The sequence below is a fragment of the Pseudomonadota bacterium genome (genome assembly GCA_010028905.1).
Lineage (GTDB): Bacteria > Vulcanimicrobiota > Xenobia > RGZZ01 > RGZZ01 > RGZZ01.
In genome coordinates this window covers 1-14,608 of record RGZZ01000082.1, presented here as the reverse complement: position 1 = coordinate 14,608, position 14,608 = coordinate 1, and the positions used below count along the sequence as shown (strand labels likewise).

At 66.6% G+C, this 14,608-nt stretch carries 15 protein-coding genes; 7 read left to right on the top strand and 8 right to left on the bottom strand.

Annotation, left to right across the window (positions count from 1 at the left end; genetic code table 11):
• Window positions 1-306 precede the first annotated feature (306 nt).
• The 3 genes from EB084_08275 (at window position 307) to EB084_08265 (ending at window position 4,596) form a co-directional block, all read left to right on the top strand.
• Complete coding sequence (locus tag EB084_08275) at window positions 307-1,944, top strand: cyclic peptide export ABC transporter (GenBank protein ID NDD28244.1); 1,638 nt, start codon at window positions 307-309, stop codon at window positions 1,942-1,944.
• Window positions 1,945-2,010: 66 nt separating this feature from the next.
• The gene (locus EB084_08270) at window positions 2,011-3,105 is read left to right on the top strand and encodes a hypothetical protein (protein NDD28243.1); all 1,095 of its coding nucleotides are present in this window, start codon (window positions 2,011-2,013) and stop codon (window positions 3,103-3,105) included.
• 108 nt (window positions 3,106-3,213) lie between these two features.
• Window positions 3,214-4,596 (top strand): serine/threonine protein kinase, encoded by a 1,383-nt coding sequence (locus EB084_08265; protein ID NDD28242.1) that lies wholly within the window; start codon window positions 3,214-3,216, stop codon window positions 4,594-4,596.
• Here EB084_08265 and EB084_08260 read toward each other — a convergent pair.
• From EB084_08260 to EB084_08225, 8 genes are all read right to left on the bottom strand, one after another.
• Window positions 4,588-6,063 (bottom strand): FHA domain-containing protein, encoded by a 1,476-nt coding sequence (locus EB084_08260; GenBank protein ID NDD28241.1) that lies wholly within the window; start codon window positions 6,061-6,063, stop codon window positions 4,588-4,590. The genes EB084_08265 and EB084_08260 overlap by 9 nt on opposite strands.
• Window positions 6,064-6,106: 43 nt before the next feature.
• Entirely contained in the window at window positions 6,107-7,090 is a 984-nt protein-coding gene (locus EB084_08255) for a hypothetical protein (protein ID NDD28240.1), read from the bottom strand.
• 86 nt (window positions 7,091-7,176) lie between these two features.
• Window positions 7,177-7,629, bottom strand: a complete 453-nt coding sequence (locus EB084_08250) for a hypothetical protein (protein NDD28239.1) — start codon at window positions 7,627-7,629, stop codon at window positions 7,177-7,179.
• A gap of 158 nt (window positions 7,630-7,787) precedes the next feature.
• Entirely contained in the window at window positions 7,788-8,423 is a 636-nt protein-coding gene (locus EB084_08245) for a hypothetical protein (GenBank protein NDD28238.1), read from the bottom strand.
• Between the two features lie 51 nt (window positions 8,424-8,474).
• Complete coding sequence (locus EB084_08240) at window positions 8,475-8,882, bottom strand: hypothetical protein (protein ID NDD28237.1); 408 nt, start codon at window positions 8,880-8,882, stop codon at window positions 8,475-8,477.
• The gene (locus EB084_08235; GenBank protein ID NDD28236.1) at window positions 8,879-9,472 is read right to left on the bottom strand and encodes a hypothetical protein; all 594 of its coding nucleotides are present in this window, start codon (window positions 9,470-9,472) and stop codon (window positions 8,879-8,881) included. The genes EB084_08240 and EB084_08235 overlap by 4 nt, the downstream gene beginning before the upstream one ends.
• On the bottom strand, window positions 9,460-10,761 hold the full coding sequence (locus EB084_08230) for a hypothetical protein (protein NDD28235.1): 1,302 nt from the start codon (window positions 10,759-10,761) through the stop codon (window positions 9,460-9,462). The genes EB084_08235 and EB084_08230 overlap by 13 nt, the downstream gene beginning before the upstream one ends.
• A gap of 83 nt (window positions 10,762-10,844) precedes the next feature.
• Window positions 10,845-11,282, bottom strand: a complete 438-nt coding sequence (locus EB084_08225; protein NDD28234.1) for a hypothetical protein — start codon at window positions 11,280-11,282, stop codon at window positions 10,845-10,847.
• A 157-nt stretch (window positions 11,283-11,439) separates the two neighbouring features.
• Here EB084_08225 and EB084_08220 point away from each other — a divergent pair, with 157 nt between their 5' ends.
• The 4 genes from EB084_08220 (at window position 11,440) to EB084_08205 (ending at window position 14,174) form a co-directional block, all read left to right on the top strand.
• On the top strand, window positions 11,440-11,784 hold the full coding sequence (locus tag EB084_08220) for a carboxypeptidase regulatory-like domain-containing protein (GenBank protein NDD28233.1): 345 nt from the start codon (window positions 11,440-11,442) through the stop codon (window positions 11,782-11,784).
• Between the two features lie 114 nt (window positions 11,785-11,898).
• Complete coding sequence (locus EB084_08215) at window positions 11,899-12,768, top strand: hypothetical protein (GenBank protein NDD28232.1); 870 nt, start codon at window positions 11,899-11,901, stop codon at window positions 12,766-12,768.
• Window positions 12,769-13,290: 522 nt separating this feature from the next.
• The gene (locus tag EB084_08210) at window positions 13,291-13,653 is read left to right on the top strand and encodes a hypothetical protein (GenBank protein NDD28231.1); all 363 of its coding nucleotides are present in this window, start codon (window positions 13,291-13,293) and stop codon (window positions 13,651-13,653) included.
• Window positions 13,641-14,174, top strand: coding sequence for a hypothetical protein (locus EB084_08205; protein NDD28230.1), 534 nt, complete (start codon window positions 13,641-13,643; stop codon window positions 14,172-14,174). Before EB084_08210 ends, EB084_08205 begins: the two co-directional genes overlap by 13 nt.
• Window positions 14,175-14,608 lie beyond the last annotated feature (434 nt).

Sequence of the window (14,608 nt, the reverse complement as noted above, 5' to 3'; positions counted from 1 at the left end):
TCTGGGCTCTCTCTGGTTCGGCAGGTCTTGTTGCGAGACCCCGTGGAACTCTGGCGCACTCGGAGGGCCCGACCGCGCTTGATCTTGAGGGCCTGGAAGCATTCGGTTCAAGCGGCCCCGTGGGGAGGAAGATTCACACTCTGCGCGTGCTTTCCTTCAGAAGCCGGTGTCGTTCAGGCGGCAGGCGGCCGGGTCAAGCCCCCTGTGCCCAGGACGCGGGGAGTTGGCTGCGCGCGCCCGCACCACCGCGCAGAGCAGTGGTGCAGCAGAGGAACCGTCAGGTGGGGAACAGAAGGCACACTGCCCATGCGCCTCGTCGACCTGTTCCGTCAGACGCCGCTTTCTGCGCGGCGCCGACTCCTTCTGTACTCCGCGGTGAGCGGTCTTGCAAGCGCCGGCGCGCTGTCGCTGGGCATGCGCGCGGCACAGGCCACCGCCGAAGATGGCAAGCCGGCGCTCACGCTGCTCCTGCCGTACGCCCTCGCGGTCGGGGTGTACCTTCAGGTGGGCAGGGTTCTCCAGCAGAGCACCAACAACCTCGTGCAGCGGGCGGTGCACAAGATGCGGGTGCGCCTGCTCGACCGCCTGTGCCACAGCGGCTTGCGAGAGATGGAAGCGCTGGGTCGAGGGCGCCTGTTCACGCGACTTGCCGACGGCACCTCGCTGGTCTCGATGGCCGGTCCCCCGCTGGGCATGTTCCTGCAGCAGTCACTCACCTTCGCCTTTGCACTGGCATACCTGTGCTGGCTTTCGGTCTACGCCTTCGGTCTCGTGACGAGCCTCCTCATCGTGAGCGGGGTTCTCTTCGCCTGGCGTCGCTCCGAGTTCGAGAATCTTCTCGAGCGCCTTGCGCACGCGCGCTCACGCCTCGTCGACTCTCTCGGGCACATCCTGCGCGGTGGGCGTGAGATCCGCCTCGATCAGCGTCGCAATGACGCATTGTTCGCAGCGTTCCGCGCGCTGGGTGCCGAGATCGAGGAAGACGCCCTGCTGCGCACGCAGATCGCGAACATGCCGCTGGTGTACTCTGACTTCATGCTCTATGTCATGGTGGGTGCCGTCGTATTCCTCCTCCCTGCGCTCAGCCCGCAGGCACTGCCTCACCTCAGCGACATCGAGTCGGCGTGCCTCTTCATGTACGGCCCCATGAGCTTCGCGCTCTTGCTGCTGCCCGTGCTGCAAGACACCGAGGCGGCACTGCGCCGTCTCGACGAGCTCGAGGGCGAGCTCTCCTCGGAGGTCGATGAAGCCCCGGATGATGTCGAAGAATCGCTCGAGCCTGTCGCGCCCGGCCGCTTGAGCTGGCGTGATCTCGTGTACAGCTATCCGGGCGCCGATCGTCAGCCGGGTTTCACGTGTGGCCCGGTCGACCTCGACCTCGCCAGAGGTGAGCTGCTGTTCGTGGTGGGGGGCAACGGCAGTGGGAAGTCGACCTTGCTCAAGCTCGTCACCGGGCTCTACCAGGCAGATGCCGGACAGTTGCGCGTCGACGGTGACGCCGTCGACTGGCGCCACATGCAGCGGGTGCGCGAGCTCTATGGCGCAGTGTTCCCGGATTGCTTCCTGTTCGACCGCTTGTACGGGGTCGAGTCGCCGGATGCAGCAGCGGTGAACCGACTCATCGAGCACTTCGGCCTGAGCGGGAAGGTCACATATGAAGACGGTGGCTTCTCACGGCTGAAGCTCTCCACCGGTCAGCGCAAGCGACTGGCGCTCATCGAGCTGCTGCTCGAAGACCGCCCGATCTTCGTGCTCGATGAGTGGGCCGCCGATCAAGACGGCGATTTCCGCGAGCGGTTCTACACCGAGATATTGCCCGACCTGAAGAGGCGCGGCAAGACCATATTGGCCGTGACCCACGATGACCGCTGGTTCCACGTGGCTGATCGCGTGGTGAAGCTCGATCTCGGTCGCGTGGTCGATGCGCCCGCGGTGGCGTCGTAGGTTCGTCTGCCTGATCCGACCTTCTCGATGTGAGGAAGGTGTGGCCGCAGGGTAGGCTGTGGGGCGATGTCACTGTCAGACGATCGCTCCATGGTGCGCGACAGACTCGGCGGTGCCGTGCGGCGCGCGCTCGATGGCGTTTCGTCACCGGGAGCGGTGTCGAAGGCCTACGCGCGGTGGATACGGCGTCGCGAGCGGTCTCTGCACGATGCCACGAAAGACCGTGCCAGCCTGCCGTTCGAGTGGGGCGTCGAGCATCTCGGCCTCGGAGGTGTCGCCGAGCTCGACGCGCTCGTGCGACGCGCGCAGGAACGAAGCGACACCCTGTTCTCGGCGGGGCCGCGCTTCGAGGGGCCGTACACCTTTGACGGTGCGTTGCTGCGCTTTCCCTCGGCCGTGACCTCGCGCTATCCCGTGAATGATACCGTGGTGGGGCGCGTCTTTCGCGGACGAAGCCGTCACGCGGTCATCGTCATCCCGGAGTGGACCGCGTCATGGCAGAGCCACGTCACGTTCTGCCGCCTGCTCGTTCGATGCGGCTTCACCGCGCTGCTTGTGAGCGCGCCCTATCACCACGCGCGTCAGCCGTCGTGCGTCGCGCGCCCCGAGTATCTCTGCTCGGCCAATATCGGTCGCACCCTCGCGGCGGTGCGCCAGGGCGTGCTCGACGTGCGACGCGCGGCCGACTGGCTCGAGATGCAAGGGGTTGAGCGCATCGCCGTCACCGGCACGAGCGCTGGCTCGCTCATCGGCTTTCTGGCCTTCGTCCACGACACACGGCTGCAAAAGGGCACGTTCGTCATGCTGGCCGCGTCGTTCGCGGATGTCGTCTGGCGGGGGATGGCCACCGAGCACGTGCGGGCGGCCCTCAGCGGTCACGTCACCCTCGAGCAGCTGCGCCACCTCTGGTCGCCCCTCAGCCCCTTGTCTCATGTCGACCGCCTCGTCGATGATTCGCGCTCGATGCTCTTCGTCTCGGGAACGTACGACCCCACCTGTCTCCCCGACCTGACGCGACCGCTCTACGAAGCCCTCCGGCAAAGGGGCCTGCGCCATCGCGAGATGTGGCTTCCCTGCGGCCATCACACCATGGCCACCTTCCCGTTCAACGTCATCGCCACCGCACAGGTGCTGGCGTTCCTGTCCGGCCTCGGCGGCTGAGCGTGGTGGCAGCGAGCAGGCGTTGGAGAGGCTCACGAGACGAGTCGAACGACGGCTGGAGAGGGCTGCGAGCAGGGGGGTGCGAAATTGCCGGGGTGTCAACTCGAGTTGCCCTCTTGCGCAGCCGTCGTCTCGTCTACGGGGGTCATCGCCATCTTGCTGCTGACCTCGGGGGGCGTGTCTGCCGCACCGCCGGCCGAAGAGGTCACCCTCACCCTCGAGGCGTTCCCCGCGTGTCAGGTCTTCGTCGACGGCCCGATGGGGCTCTCGTTCCTGGGGCGCTCGGGAACGCCCCTGCGGGTCTCCCCACCGCTCCTTCGTGATCGAGCGGGGCGTCCCGTGCAGTACGCGGCGGGCACCCTCGTGCTGCGCTGCGAGGGCCACGCGGATGTTCGTGTTCCTGTGGCCGCCCAGGACTGGGGGAGTGAGCGCCTGCCGAGCGTCGGGCGCTATGCGCTCCCGGCAGCGACCTGGACCGTCTCGCTGGCAGACACCGTCACCGCGCACCCCTATCTGTGGGGTCTCGCAGCACTGGTACTCGTGGGCCTCAGCGGGGTCATCTGGCGCTGGAGACGCCAGGCACGGGAGACGGGTGATCGGCTCGAGAGCCTCTCCTCGCAGCTCGAGACCAGTGGTGACCCGCTGCTCGGGAAGCACCTCGGCGCCTATCGGGTGGAACGTCGGCTGGGCAAGGGAGGCACGGGGGCCGTCTATCGCGTCGTCGATGAACGGGGAGGGGCCTATGCCGCCAAGGTGATCTACTTCGATGATGAAGACGACACCGTCGCCGTCGAGCGCTTCCGTCGCGAGTTCCGCCTTCTCGGCCAGCTGCAGCACGCCACGTTTCCCCGCTGCTACGACTACATCGAGCGCGACGGTCTGGCGTGTGTCATCATGGAGCTGGTGCCTGGGCGCACCTTGCGTGCCCACATCGATCCGGCAGGCCTGCCGTGGCTGTCCTGTCGCCTGTGGATCCGCGCCATCATCGCGGGGCTCGAGTTTGCGCATGCGCGCGGCATCGTGCATCGCGACCTGAAGCCAGAGAACATCATGATCTTTGGCGACCAGGTCAAGATTCTCGATTTCGGCCTGGCTCGCCGTCGTGGGGGAGACGCAGTCACCATCACCGGCGAGGCCTTTGGCACGCCTGGATACATGGCTCCCGAGCAGCTCGAGGCGAGTGGAACCGAGGTCGATCGACGGGCAGATCTCTACAGCCTCGGAATCATCATCTACGAGCTGCTGAGCGGCACCCGACCTTTTCGTGGGAAGGATCTCGACGCGGTGGTCCGCCAGCAGCTCTCCGCGAAGGCGCCTGCACTCGAGGTGCCGGGCCTTCCCGATGGCCTTGCCGCAGTCGTGTCGGTGCTCCTCGACACGAATCCCGCCAACCGATATGCCAGTGCCGGGCGGGTTCTCGAACTCATCGACGCGCTGGACGATCACGATGATTCCACCGACACGGTGCGGGTGGGGCCTGCGTCAGAGTAGGGTCAGGATGCGCTGCTGCTCTCGCAGCAGCGCCATCTCTGGCTCCACGCCAACGGTCTGCATCCAGTGCGCGCGGCTGGCGTCGAACAGTCGCAGCGCTTCCAGGGCTCGTCCGGTGTGGCTCAAGGCACGCATCACGTGAAGGCACGCCCATTGCGCGCAGCGGTCGAGCCCGAGGACGTGGCTTCCCACCGTGACGGCCTGATCCCATGCGTGTCGTTCATCGAGCCGCTCCAGCAATATGCGCGCCAGGTCCATCACGGCGATCTCGAGGGTCTGGCGCGCGGCCTCGGCCCAGTCGAGGTAGCACTCGGGAAGGAACGGCCCCGCGTACGACAAGATCGCGGCCTCGGCCGCCCGATCCCATTCTGATTCGCTCTGTGCGTCGCAGGGGGGGCGCGTTGCGGAGATGCGGCGAAGCGCGATGGCGTCGTGATGGTCGAGAAGGTCCGGGTTGAGCTGCATCGTCGAGCTCGTGCGCAGAACGATCTCGGTGGCCTGGAGGCTCGGCGGCATCTCCTCGCGCAGCATCTTGCGCAAGGTCGACAGGCTGTAGTTGAAGTTGTTCCGGGCGCCTTTGAGGTCTGCGTCTGGCCAGAGCTCCTCGAGCAGAATCTCCACCCCCAGGGGCTTGTCCCAGGTGTATGCGAGATGGGCGAACATCCACTTCACATTCTGGGTCTTCCAGATCTTGTCGCTCAATGTGCGGTCAGCGATTCGAACTGACAGGCCGCCGAACGAGCGGACCTCGAGCGATGTTGCGCCGTCTTCGGTAGAGCTCGGTGTCTGTTCGGGCCTGTGGAAGCGGAACACCAGCGTGCCCACCTCAAGCAGATCGCCGTGCTGCAATGGACGGCTCGTGCCCGGCTCTACGCGCTCGCCGTGCACGAACACGGGGTTGGTGGTCGATTCACCGGTGACCGTGTAGCGACCGTCTGCGTCGGCGGTGATGGTGGCGTGCTCGCGCGAGACGGTGGGATGGTCGAGCTGGACGGCATTCTGCCGTCGCCCCGCGCGTCCGATGGGGTGAAGGCCCGGTGGCAAGGGCCAGATCTCGTTGGCGTAGGGCGGGGAGTATCCCCTGAGGTATGCGATCGGGTTGCCCGCATCCCAGAGGAACACGCGATGCCGCCCCACCTCGATGGAGGCCCCGGCCTCGAGCGTTCCCGCGTCCACCGCTTCGCCGTTCTTGTACACCTGAGCCGACGAGGTCAGGCAGCGGAATCGGGCCCTGCCCGGTTCGGGATGGAAGCGCAGATGCACTCCGTCGATGACGTGTTCTACCGTGGCGCGATGAAGCGGAACGACCTCTCTTGGTCGGTCGACGTAGCGCACCCGCAGCTCGAGTGATGACTGCACCGCGTCTTCAGAGGCTGCGCGCGCGACGGGGAGCGTCTCGCTTGCGGTACTGTCACCATCGGGTACAGGGTGCGGGCCTGGTGCGCACGATTCGTCCGGACGCGGCATGCCGCATCCTTGCGCCGGCGAGGGCAATTCCTCTTCTCATCGCTCAGTTCTCGGGCATCCATCCCCACTTCGCGTCCGGGGCGCCCGCGCTCACGATGACGTCGATGACGGCGCCGTTGGGGAACTTCAGCTTGTCGAGACGCTTGGGGTGCTCGATGAGCTCGACGCCGGGGAACTTCTTCTGCAGCTCGGGCATGGCCTGGCGGATGCCCTCGTTGGTGGGCGGATACTTCTCGAGGATGGCCATCACCGCGCCGCGATCGATGGCGCTGCCCAGCACGCCTGCGTTGGGGTTCTGGAACCCGCCACCGGAGACGCCGCCCATGCCGGCGCCACCGCCAGCCCCGCCATCCATTCCCACGCCCGTGGCTGCCGCCCATTCCTGCACGCTCCCGGTGGGCTGCGGCGTGCCCTTGCCCTCCGATCCCCACTGCCAGCCGGGGTTGTCGCCGCCTGCGGCGCGGATGACGTCGACCCACTCGTACCCGATCTCGGTCTTCACCTGGATGCGGTCGCCCTTGACCGACACCACCTCGAGTCCGTTGGCCCGCAGCTCTGGCAGCATCGCGGTGAGCAGCACCTCGGCCTTTGCCTTGTCGCCCTTCACGCTGTCGAGCTTGTAGCCCTGGGCTACGCGTCCGAAGATGTACTTCGGGGTCTTGACGCTGGGGTCGTTGAGCTTGTCGTAGTTGTAGCCCTCGAGCGGCACGGGGGTCGACGAGCGGTAGGCGGCGGCCTCGTCGCTGACGCCACCGCTGGTCATGCCGGGCCTGGCGACGCCACGGTCGCCGAGCATGTCGAGGAGCACGCGGCGCACCCCGTCATTCGTCGTCAGCGCAGTGGCCCGCGGCGTGAAACCGTCGCGACGGTCCTGGGGAGTGAGGGGGCTTGTTGAGCTCTCGCGCGACTCGACGACCGTGGTCGAGCGGGGGGCAGATGCGCGTGACGTGTCTCGAGCCGAGGGGGTTGCACGCTCGATGGGCTCATTGCCCTGGTTGCTGCTCTCGAGGATTGCGCTCACCGTCATCTTCTTGTCTCCTTGCTCGCTGTTCTGTGACCAGCATGCCAGGAGGGGCTTAGATGAGGCTTAGAAAGGGGCGCCGACTTGTGAAATCATCCGAACATCTCTTCGAGCAGGCTGCCCGACCAGGCTTCGAGGGCTGCCGTGTTCTGCTCGGTCACGCCCACCAGCGCGATCATGGCTTCCGTGGCCAGGCGGATCTGCTCGAGGGCGACTTCATCGGTGTCTCGCGGAGGCTCTGCAGGCGCCTCGGAATCGCCGTCAGCCAACCCGTCGTCGTCGAGGTTCGTCTCGACCGTGAGGGCGCGCAGCGATTCGAGCCCTGCCCACGCATCGCGCAGCGCGTCGGCGGCCGCGGTGACCACCTCGACGGCCTCCGGGCAGTCGTCGCCAGGCAGGAGCGCCTCGAGCTTTCCGAAGCCGTTCTCGAGTCTCGCCTGCAGCGTCCCCAGCGCCTCGATGAATGCGTCGTGGCTGATGCGTCGCTCGAAGAGTGCGTCCACCAGATCGCGCGCCTGCGCGTGCGGGCTGTGGGGATGCTCCACGGGTTCTGACCTCCCGGCGTTGATCTTCCTTGAACCTGGAACCCTGGCCGAAAACCCCTGTTCAGCGCTCGCGGAAGGCCCGCGACCAGAAGGGATGGTGGATCGGCCGAACTTCCAGCTGCTGCATATTGATCGGGGCGACCTTTCAGGCCGCGCCTCTAGGTGCGCGGTCGTATCATCTTCGCGATGCGAAGCCGGTTCCCGCCCAGATCGGTCTGACTCTCGTCGTGAGGGATGTCCACCTCGATCTCGAGCCGATAGAGCGGTCCCTGTTCGACCTTCCAGCGGAAATCGGTGACGCGCTGCAGCAGCAGACCCGTCTCGCCACCGTTGCGCGCCATCGCGTCGCCCAGAACCTCGTCCATCTCCTGTTCGGTCATGGCCTGGGGCTGCGTGCTCGCGGGGGCCGTGCCCGACCCGCCCGAAGGGCGGCGCAGCCCGCGCAGCTCGCCCGTCTCGGTGTTCCACACGAAGCACTGCCAGTACGATTCCCAGCGGGGGGTGCCCACGAAGGGCCCTGACGGGGTGCCGTGGATCGCCAGCACTGCCCCGCCTGGCGTGTCCGAGCGCTTCCACGCAACCCCCGCGCAAGGGCCGGGCAGGAGCAGGCGCTCCATCTTCGCGATCACGACCTCCAGCTGGGTGCGGTAGAGATTGCGCATGGTCTGGGCGCGGGTCTGCCGCGCGGTGGTCGACAGCACCTGAGCCACGATCACGAGCACCACGGCGGCCAGGGCCGTTGCAAGAACCGCTTCTATGAGCGTCCATCCTCCCGATGCGCGTGTCGATCGCATCGCTGGTTGGACAAGACTGCGCCCCGGGGTTCTGCAGGCGGTATGCGGGGCTCATTTCGGCAGCCTGAGCAGCAGGCTCTCGCAACGGGCTTCGTGCGATCCCTCGCTGTCGTTCCAGCCGACGCGGACGCGCAGGCCCTTGATGTCATCGTCGCTCAGCCCGCTTGCCTCGGCACTTCCGGCCACGCTGTACACCTCGAGTGCCGCGGCATAGGGGGTATCGTCGGAGAGCCGGCCAGCAACCGCGGGAAGCGTCTCAACGGGCAGCAGCGAGACCGAGCGGGCCAGCTGGGCCTCAAGCAGGTTCTGCGCCACGGCCTGCGCTTCGTAGCCGCGCTGCGCCGCTCGGCTGCCGCGCCCGGATTGAAGGGTCGCCATGGCCACCATGAGCAGCACCAGCGCCAGCAGCCCCACCGAGAGCACCTGTTCGAGCAGCAGCGCGCCGCGCCGCGCGTTCACGGGGACCTCCACGACAGCAGCCGGATGCGGTCGGAGAGGGTGAAGAACCGATTGATGTCGAGCGACCAGCGGCTCACGCTCTGCGTGGTCGTGCCGCCGCCCCCACTGCTTCCGGATGTGCCTCCTGGCTTGGCGCGGGCACGGCTGTTGGTGTTCCAGACGCGCACGATCTCCGGCACGGTGTCTTGCATGTAGCGGGCTGACGCATCGAGGAACCGGTCGGTTGCATCCTCCGCGCTGCCCGATCCCCAGGCTTGCGCCACGCGCACGAGCGCGGCGCGTGCGCTCTCTCGATCGGTGAAGTCGCCCTCGAACGCGCGCTGCCAGCCCACGCCCTCGCGGTCGACCTCGTCGCAGGCCCCATTCGGATTGGGGTTGTTGATGCGGATGGACCCCAGGGTGATGGGGTCGCTCGGCATCGGGTCGGGCACCCCGATCTCAATCCAGGGCTCGGTCGCCGTGGCCGGATGGGTCACGGGATATCCGGCAGGCGGCGTGGAGCAGTCATCGGGTGGACCGTTCATGTTCGCCGTGAAGAGCACGGGAGCGGTGTCTGAAGCGCCGTTGACGGGGAGCATCATGGGCGCCACGCCAAAGCCGTACGGATCCCCGTTCGAGACGAGGTTGGCGTGGAGCGATGCCGGGTACGAAGCGGGTCCCCCTCCTCCGCCGCCCCCGTGGCGGTTCGCGTCACGACCGAGACTGACACGCTTCCCACCTCCGGGCTCTGGGCGAGCGTGACGCTCTTCATCTGCACGCGGGCGCTGCCGCTCGAGCAGTTCACCACCACCGATCCGGCGATGTTGGCGTGCTCGCACGTCAGCCCCCCCTCTGCGTACAGGAGGCCGCGGAACTCGGCGCGCTCCGATGGGGTTCCTTGTAGATGGATGTCGCCGCCAGCGACCACCGCGATGCCGGACGCACCCGACAGGCTGCCGCCTCCCTCAATGCCCACCGGGCCTGTGGCGATGAGCGCACCCGCGCCACTGAGCCCACCCTGGATGGAGACAGCGCCGTCGACATAGAGCACGCCGCCGTCGAGGTTGAGCCCGCCATCGATGGCCAGGTTGCCGCTTCTCCGGTTGAAGCCGGAGAGCGAGGTCTCGCCCAGGGTCGCTTTCTCGATGCGGCTCACGCCGGCGCGATGGCCGGTGTCAAGGCTGCCGATATCGATGCGAGGGAGGGGAGCGATGTCGGACAGCGGTCGAAGCTCGCCTTTCACCACAGCGCCGGAGACGAGCTCGAGCGTGCCCCGGGACTGGGCGTTGCCCTCGATGAGGGTGTTGCTCCCGGCGAGCTTCAGGGCGGGCCCCTGGCTGTCGAAGGCATTGGTCACGATGTTTCCCGGGGTCTTCGCCTCCGGGGGAACGGCGTCGAAGCCTGCTTTCAGCGCGGACGGGTCGCGTACGCCGAACACGTGGACGCCTTCGGCTCTCACTGGAACGCTCGACGAGACGACGTACGGGAACTTGGGCACGTGCAGCACGGCCTCGGTCCGGACCTCGCGATCGCGATAGCGCCCGATGCCCACGATGCAGGCCGTCTCTGCAGCGACCACCGTCTCGCCCCATCCGGGCACGCTGCCGCTGCCCGTGAGGTTGTTGACGCTCTTCGGGACACCCAAGCGCTCCGCCACGGCGGCATCGAGAACGGCCACGCCGGTTCCCCCGTCGTAGCTCTCGAGGCTCACCCTGATGGAGGGGCACTCGGCCCCTTGTAGCGCCGGCTTTGCGACCAGTCGTGCAATCATCAGGCGCGCGGCCGACTCGGCCAGGCGCTTTGCACCGTCGCGCGCGTCGTCTTCGTAGCGCACGTTGAGCGAGAAGATGGTGGAGGCTGTCGAGACGACCAGCACCCCGAACGCGAGAAGAATCAGCATCAGCGTCGTGCTGAGCGTTCCGCGCCGAGAGCTCTTCCGGTGTCCCCCACCGCCAGCACGCGTCTGCATCAGGATAGGTTCTATCAGAAAACCCCCAGCCGCTCAAGTTTGGGCGCGTCTGACGGCGCCGCGCTTTCAAGATGGGCTTCTGCAGTCGCGTATAAGCCCAAATGGGCTTCTAGTCTCGGGTATAAGCCCAAATGGGCTTCTAGTCTCGGGTATAAGCCCAAATGGGCTTCTACTGAATGATGCAACGCCTCGAGCAGCGCTTGCAGCGTGCGGGTGAACGCGGCGGCGAGGGTCTCGATGGTAGTCGCCTCGTGCAGGTTCTCGCTGTACGACCACGACCTATGCAAGCAGCCCGCAACGCTCATCGACACGACCTCGAGGGGGGCATGCGCGCCTGCAGCGGGCTCGTGGGCAGGCGTGTCGGTCGTGGCGGCGAGCACCCCGAAGCGGAGGCCCGTGTCGGGAAGGAGAGACGCTGTTGCGTCACCGCATCGAGCAGAGCCACCACGCATGCCTCGTCCGGAGAAGCTGTCGAGCGTTCTGTGCGCCCACATGGGTCTGGCTCGTGGCGCGTTCGCGCGAAGGTGGGAACGCGCGACGTGCAGGCGGTGTGACGCGGTATGAGAATGTAGGGAAGGACCCTTGCGTCGGCGGGCGAAGAGCGCGCCCATGCGTCGTCTCCTTGGGCTACTCGTGCTACTCGCCTTCATGGTCGTGACGCCGACCGAGGGAGGCGCGTCACACCCCATCGGGTGCGTGGTGAATGGCTTCGTAACCACCGGAGCGGGCGCTTCAGTGGCTGACGCCACGGTCTGCGTGACCACCGCCACCGACGCAGCGACCGTGAAGACAGGTCCGGATGGAGGATTCTCGGTGACCGTGGGGGCTGGAGACGGAACCGTGTCTGCCCGCAAGACAGGCTTTCAGGAGACGCGGCTCGAGGTCGCTCCCCGTGACGGTCAGACGCTGCGACTTCACCTGGTCCTGCGCGCCGAGGTGGGTGGGCGCTCTTGATCGCGGGAGTGAAGCCGTGACGAAACAGGTCCGCCTGATGCTCGTCTTCTTCTTGAAGCCGGCGCTGGTGCTGATCAGCGCCTGGGATCGTGATGCGCCGCCCCTGACACCGCTGTGATTGTACAGCTCCGCGAGCTCTCGCCGGCGACGGCCGCCTCGCGGCAGAATGACACGCACCCTCGACGCATCGTTGCACTGCGCGCCTTTCCTGATGGCAGGCGTGTGCACGTAGAGGCGGAGCGCCGTGTCGAGCACCGCTATGATGACGACAAGATCTACTACGCGTGGAACCCGATTGCGTGGATCGTCGATCCGGCCACCGGAGAGACGGTAGTTGACGTTGCGATCCCCTGGGTCCCGCCCGCGTCGGAGATCGCGCGCGCCCGCGCGCAGGTGTCGGTCGACGAGGCTGAGCTCCGTGCCGTGTCGCGAGACGGATCGCTGCTTCTCTTCGTGCTCGGACGAGACTGGATCGAAATCGCGGATCCGGACGCGGGCACCGTGGTGCACTGCAGCGCCTCGATCGCCCTGTGGGACGCGCGCTGCAACGCATGGCGCTGGGAGGTCACGCGCACGCCCGACGAGATGGGCGGCGGGGCGTGGCTGTTCGGACACGGCAGCTTTGAGCTCTCGTTCGACGAGAGCGGTGTTTTCGGTCTCGTGAACGGTCAGCGAACTTCGAAGGTCTTCGACATCGCTGATGGCACGCTGCGCCCTTCGCGAGAAGGCGACTTCATTCCGCGCCCACGGTCGCGGAGCGCCCCTTCAGACGAGGTTGTCGCCGCTGACGCGAAGCGCGCGCGCGCGGTTGCGCTTCGGGGGGCGTTGGTCGAGCTCTGGGATGTCGCTGGCGATCGCCCCGTCGGGGTCGTCGACCTGGCCCCCTCCGCAGACGAACCGACGGCGGCCACGTTCATTGATCATGTCGCCGCCGTTGTCTTCGGGACGGCGCAGGGGCGGCTTTTTCGGATCGATTTCGAGTAGCGCCTGAACGCTGTATCTGCCCGTCCCTGCCTCGGGAGGATGTGGCCCTTCGACGTCGTGGTTGCGCTGGAGCCCGAGCCTGTCTGACGGTCATGGGGAGCGGAAGATGTAGGCCACCGCGAGACCTTCTCGGAAGGGCTTCACCCTCAACGGGCGAGCCTCTCCTCCCATGCCCCCTGAGGCCTTCTCGCTGCGAATGTCTACGCGGCCGTGACCCTCATTGCCGTCTCGGTCTTGACCCCCGTGTTCGATTCCCTATACCAGCGGGCAATCGTGTGCCTGGCGGAGCACGCGGGGGAGCGAGGTGCACGGATTGAGGACGTCTGCGGGGCCGATCGTGAGCGCAAGCTCTTCCAGGGAGAGGTCGACGGGGGCTGCAAAGCGCGCGCTGGGCCTGCGACGCGCCCCAGCCACACTCCGGCTCCACCGACTCGTCCATCCACACGCTGAACCCCGTGGGGTGACGGACGGGACCCCGCTCGAGTGCCCTGGAGAGAGAAAAGCGGCGGGCGAGCGCAGATCGTGGGTGGTCGCTCCTCCAACTTTTCCTGGTGCGGTGTTCTCGACATCGTCTCGATCTTGTGCGAGTCTTGCCCCTCACGCTACAATGGCGGTATGCGTTTCGACGGGTTGCCGGGATACGAGCTCGTGGCACAAGGACTCGAAGACCTCGCCTCGGGGCGCGAGACCGTTGCATCACTCCTGCTCTGCGTCGGTGCTCCCCGCCTTCGCGCCCTGGGGCTGACCGTGCCCATGGTCGAAGGCCCCGAGCATCGTCTCTACGCGCGCCTGTCCGAGGAGTTCGGCGATGGGGCCCACGCACGGTACAACGCGCTGATACGCCGTCTCGTGAGCTTCGAGAGGGCCGCCGAATGCGCGGACTAGCCGATGAGCAGACCATAGTCGAGTTCATGGGCGAATTCGGCAGATCTGCTCGCCAGCGCGTGTGCGTGTATCTCACTGGAGGCGCAAGCGCGGTTCTGCTCGGCTGGCGACCATCCACGCTCGACGTCGATCTGCGCTTCATTCCGGACGAAGATGCGCTGTATCGTGCGATTCCCGCTCTCAAGGAGCGACTGCACCTGAATGTCGAGATCGCGGCGCCATCCGACTTCATTCCTGAGCTTCCAGGATGGGAGGAGCGCAGCCGTTTCATCACCCAGGTGGGAAAGGCAGATTTCTACCACTACGACTTCTACGCGCAGGCGCTCGCCAAGATCGAACGGGGTCACGTCCAGGATGTGCACGACGTGACCTCGATGCTGGAGCACGGCCTGGTGGAACCTGCGGAGCTTCTGCACCTCTTTGCGTGCATAGAACCGAGGCTGTATCGTTATCCCGCTATCGATCCGCCGCGGTTTCGCGCGGCAGTGGAGGCCGTGGCAGGTAACCCGCCTCCCGCGTGATGCTCGGGCACTTCTCGCTCACGCCTCTCATCGCGTCGAAGCGCTTCGCGGGCTTGTGCCTCGGCTCTCGAGACACCGTTCGTTCGCGCCTTCCACTGGGCCCGCAGCATCTACCCGCTCAATGATAGGGGATGCTGTTCCACGCGTCGGCGTGCGGCTGGTTGCACAGGTTGGCGGTGAGCTCAGGGGCCACGCCGACGCGTGCGGCTGGTTGCACAGGTTGGCGGTGAGCTCAGGGGCAACGCCCATCGGACCGTCCTGTCTCGCGCTCGCGAGGGTGGTGCGCTGCGCCCAGGTCGTGAGGAGCGCGTTGTTGGTGCGCATCCAGTTGAGGAAGCAGGCTGCTACAGTCGGGTATAAGCCCAAATGGGCTTCTAGTCTCGGGTATAAGCCCAAATGGGCTTCTAGTCTCGGGTATAAGCCCAAATGGGCTT

Bases quoted from the DNA above. Each gene is read 5' to 3' on its own strand.
- EB084_08275 (NDD28244.1), top strand. From the start codon at position 307: ATGCGCCTCGTCGACCTGTTCCGTCAGACGCCGCTTTCTGCGCGGCGC.
- EB084_08270 (NDD28243.1), top strand. From the start codon at position 2,011: ATGTCACTGTCAGACGATCGCTCCATGGTGCGCGACAGACTCGGCGGT.
- EB084_08260 (NDD28241.1), bottom strand. From the start codon at position 6,063: ATGCCGCGTCCGGACGAATCGTGCGCACCAGGCCCGCACCCTGTACCC.
- EB084_08255 (NDD28240.1), bottom strand. From the start codon at position 7,090: ATGACGGTGAGCGCAATCCTCGAGAGCAGCAACCAGGGCAATGAGCCC.
- EB084_08245 (NDD28238.1), bottom strand. From the start codon at position 8,423: ATGCGATCGACACGCGCATCGGGAGGATGGACGCTCATAGAAGCGGTT.
- EB084_08230 (NDD28235.1), bottom strand. From the start codon at position 10,761: ATGCTGATTCTTCTCGCGTTCGGGGTGCTGGTCGTCTCGACAGCCTCC.
- EB084_08225 (NDD28234.1), bottom strand. From the start codon at position 11,282: ATGCGTGGTGGCTCTGCTCGATGCGGTGACGCAACAGCGTCTCTCCTT.
- EB084_08220 (NDD28233.1), top strand. From the start codon at position 11,440: ATGCGTCGTCTCCTTGGGCTACTCGTGCTACTCGCCTTCATGGTCGTG.
- EB084_08205 (NDD28230.1), top strand. From the start codon at position 13,641: ATGCGCGGACTAGCCGATGAGCAGACCATAGTCGAGTTCATGGGCGAA.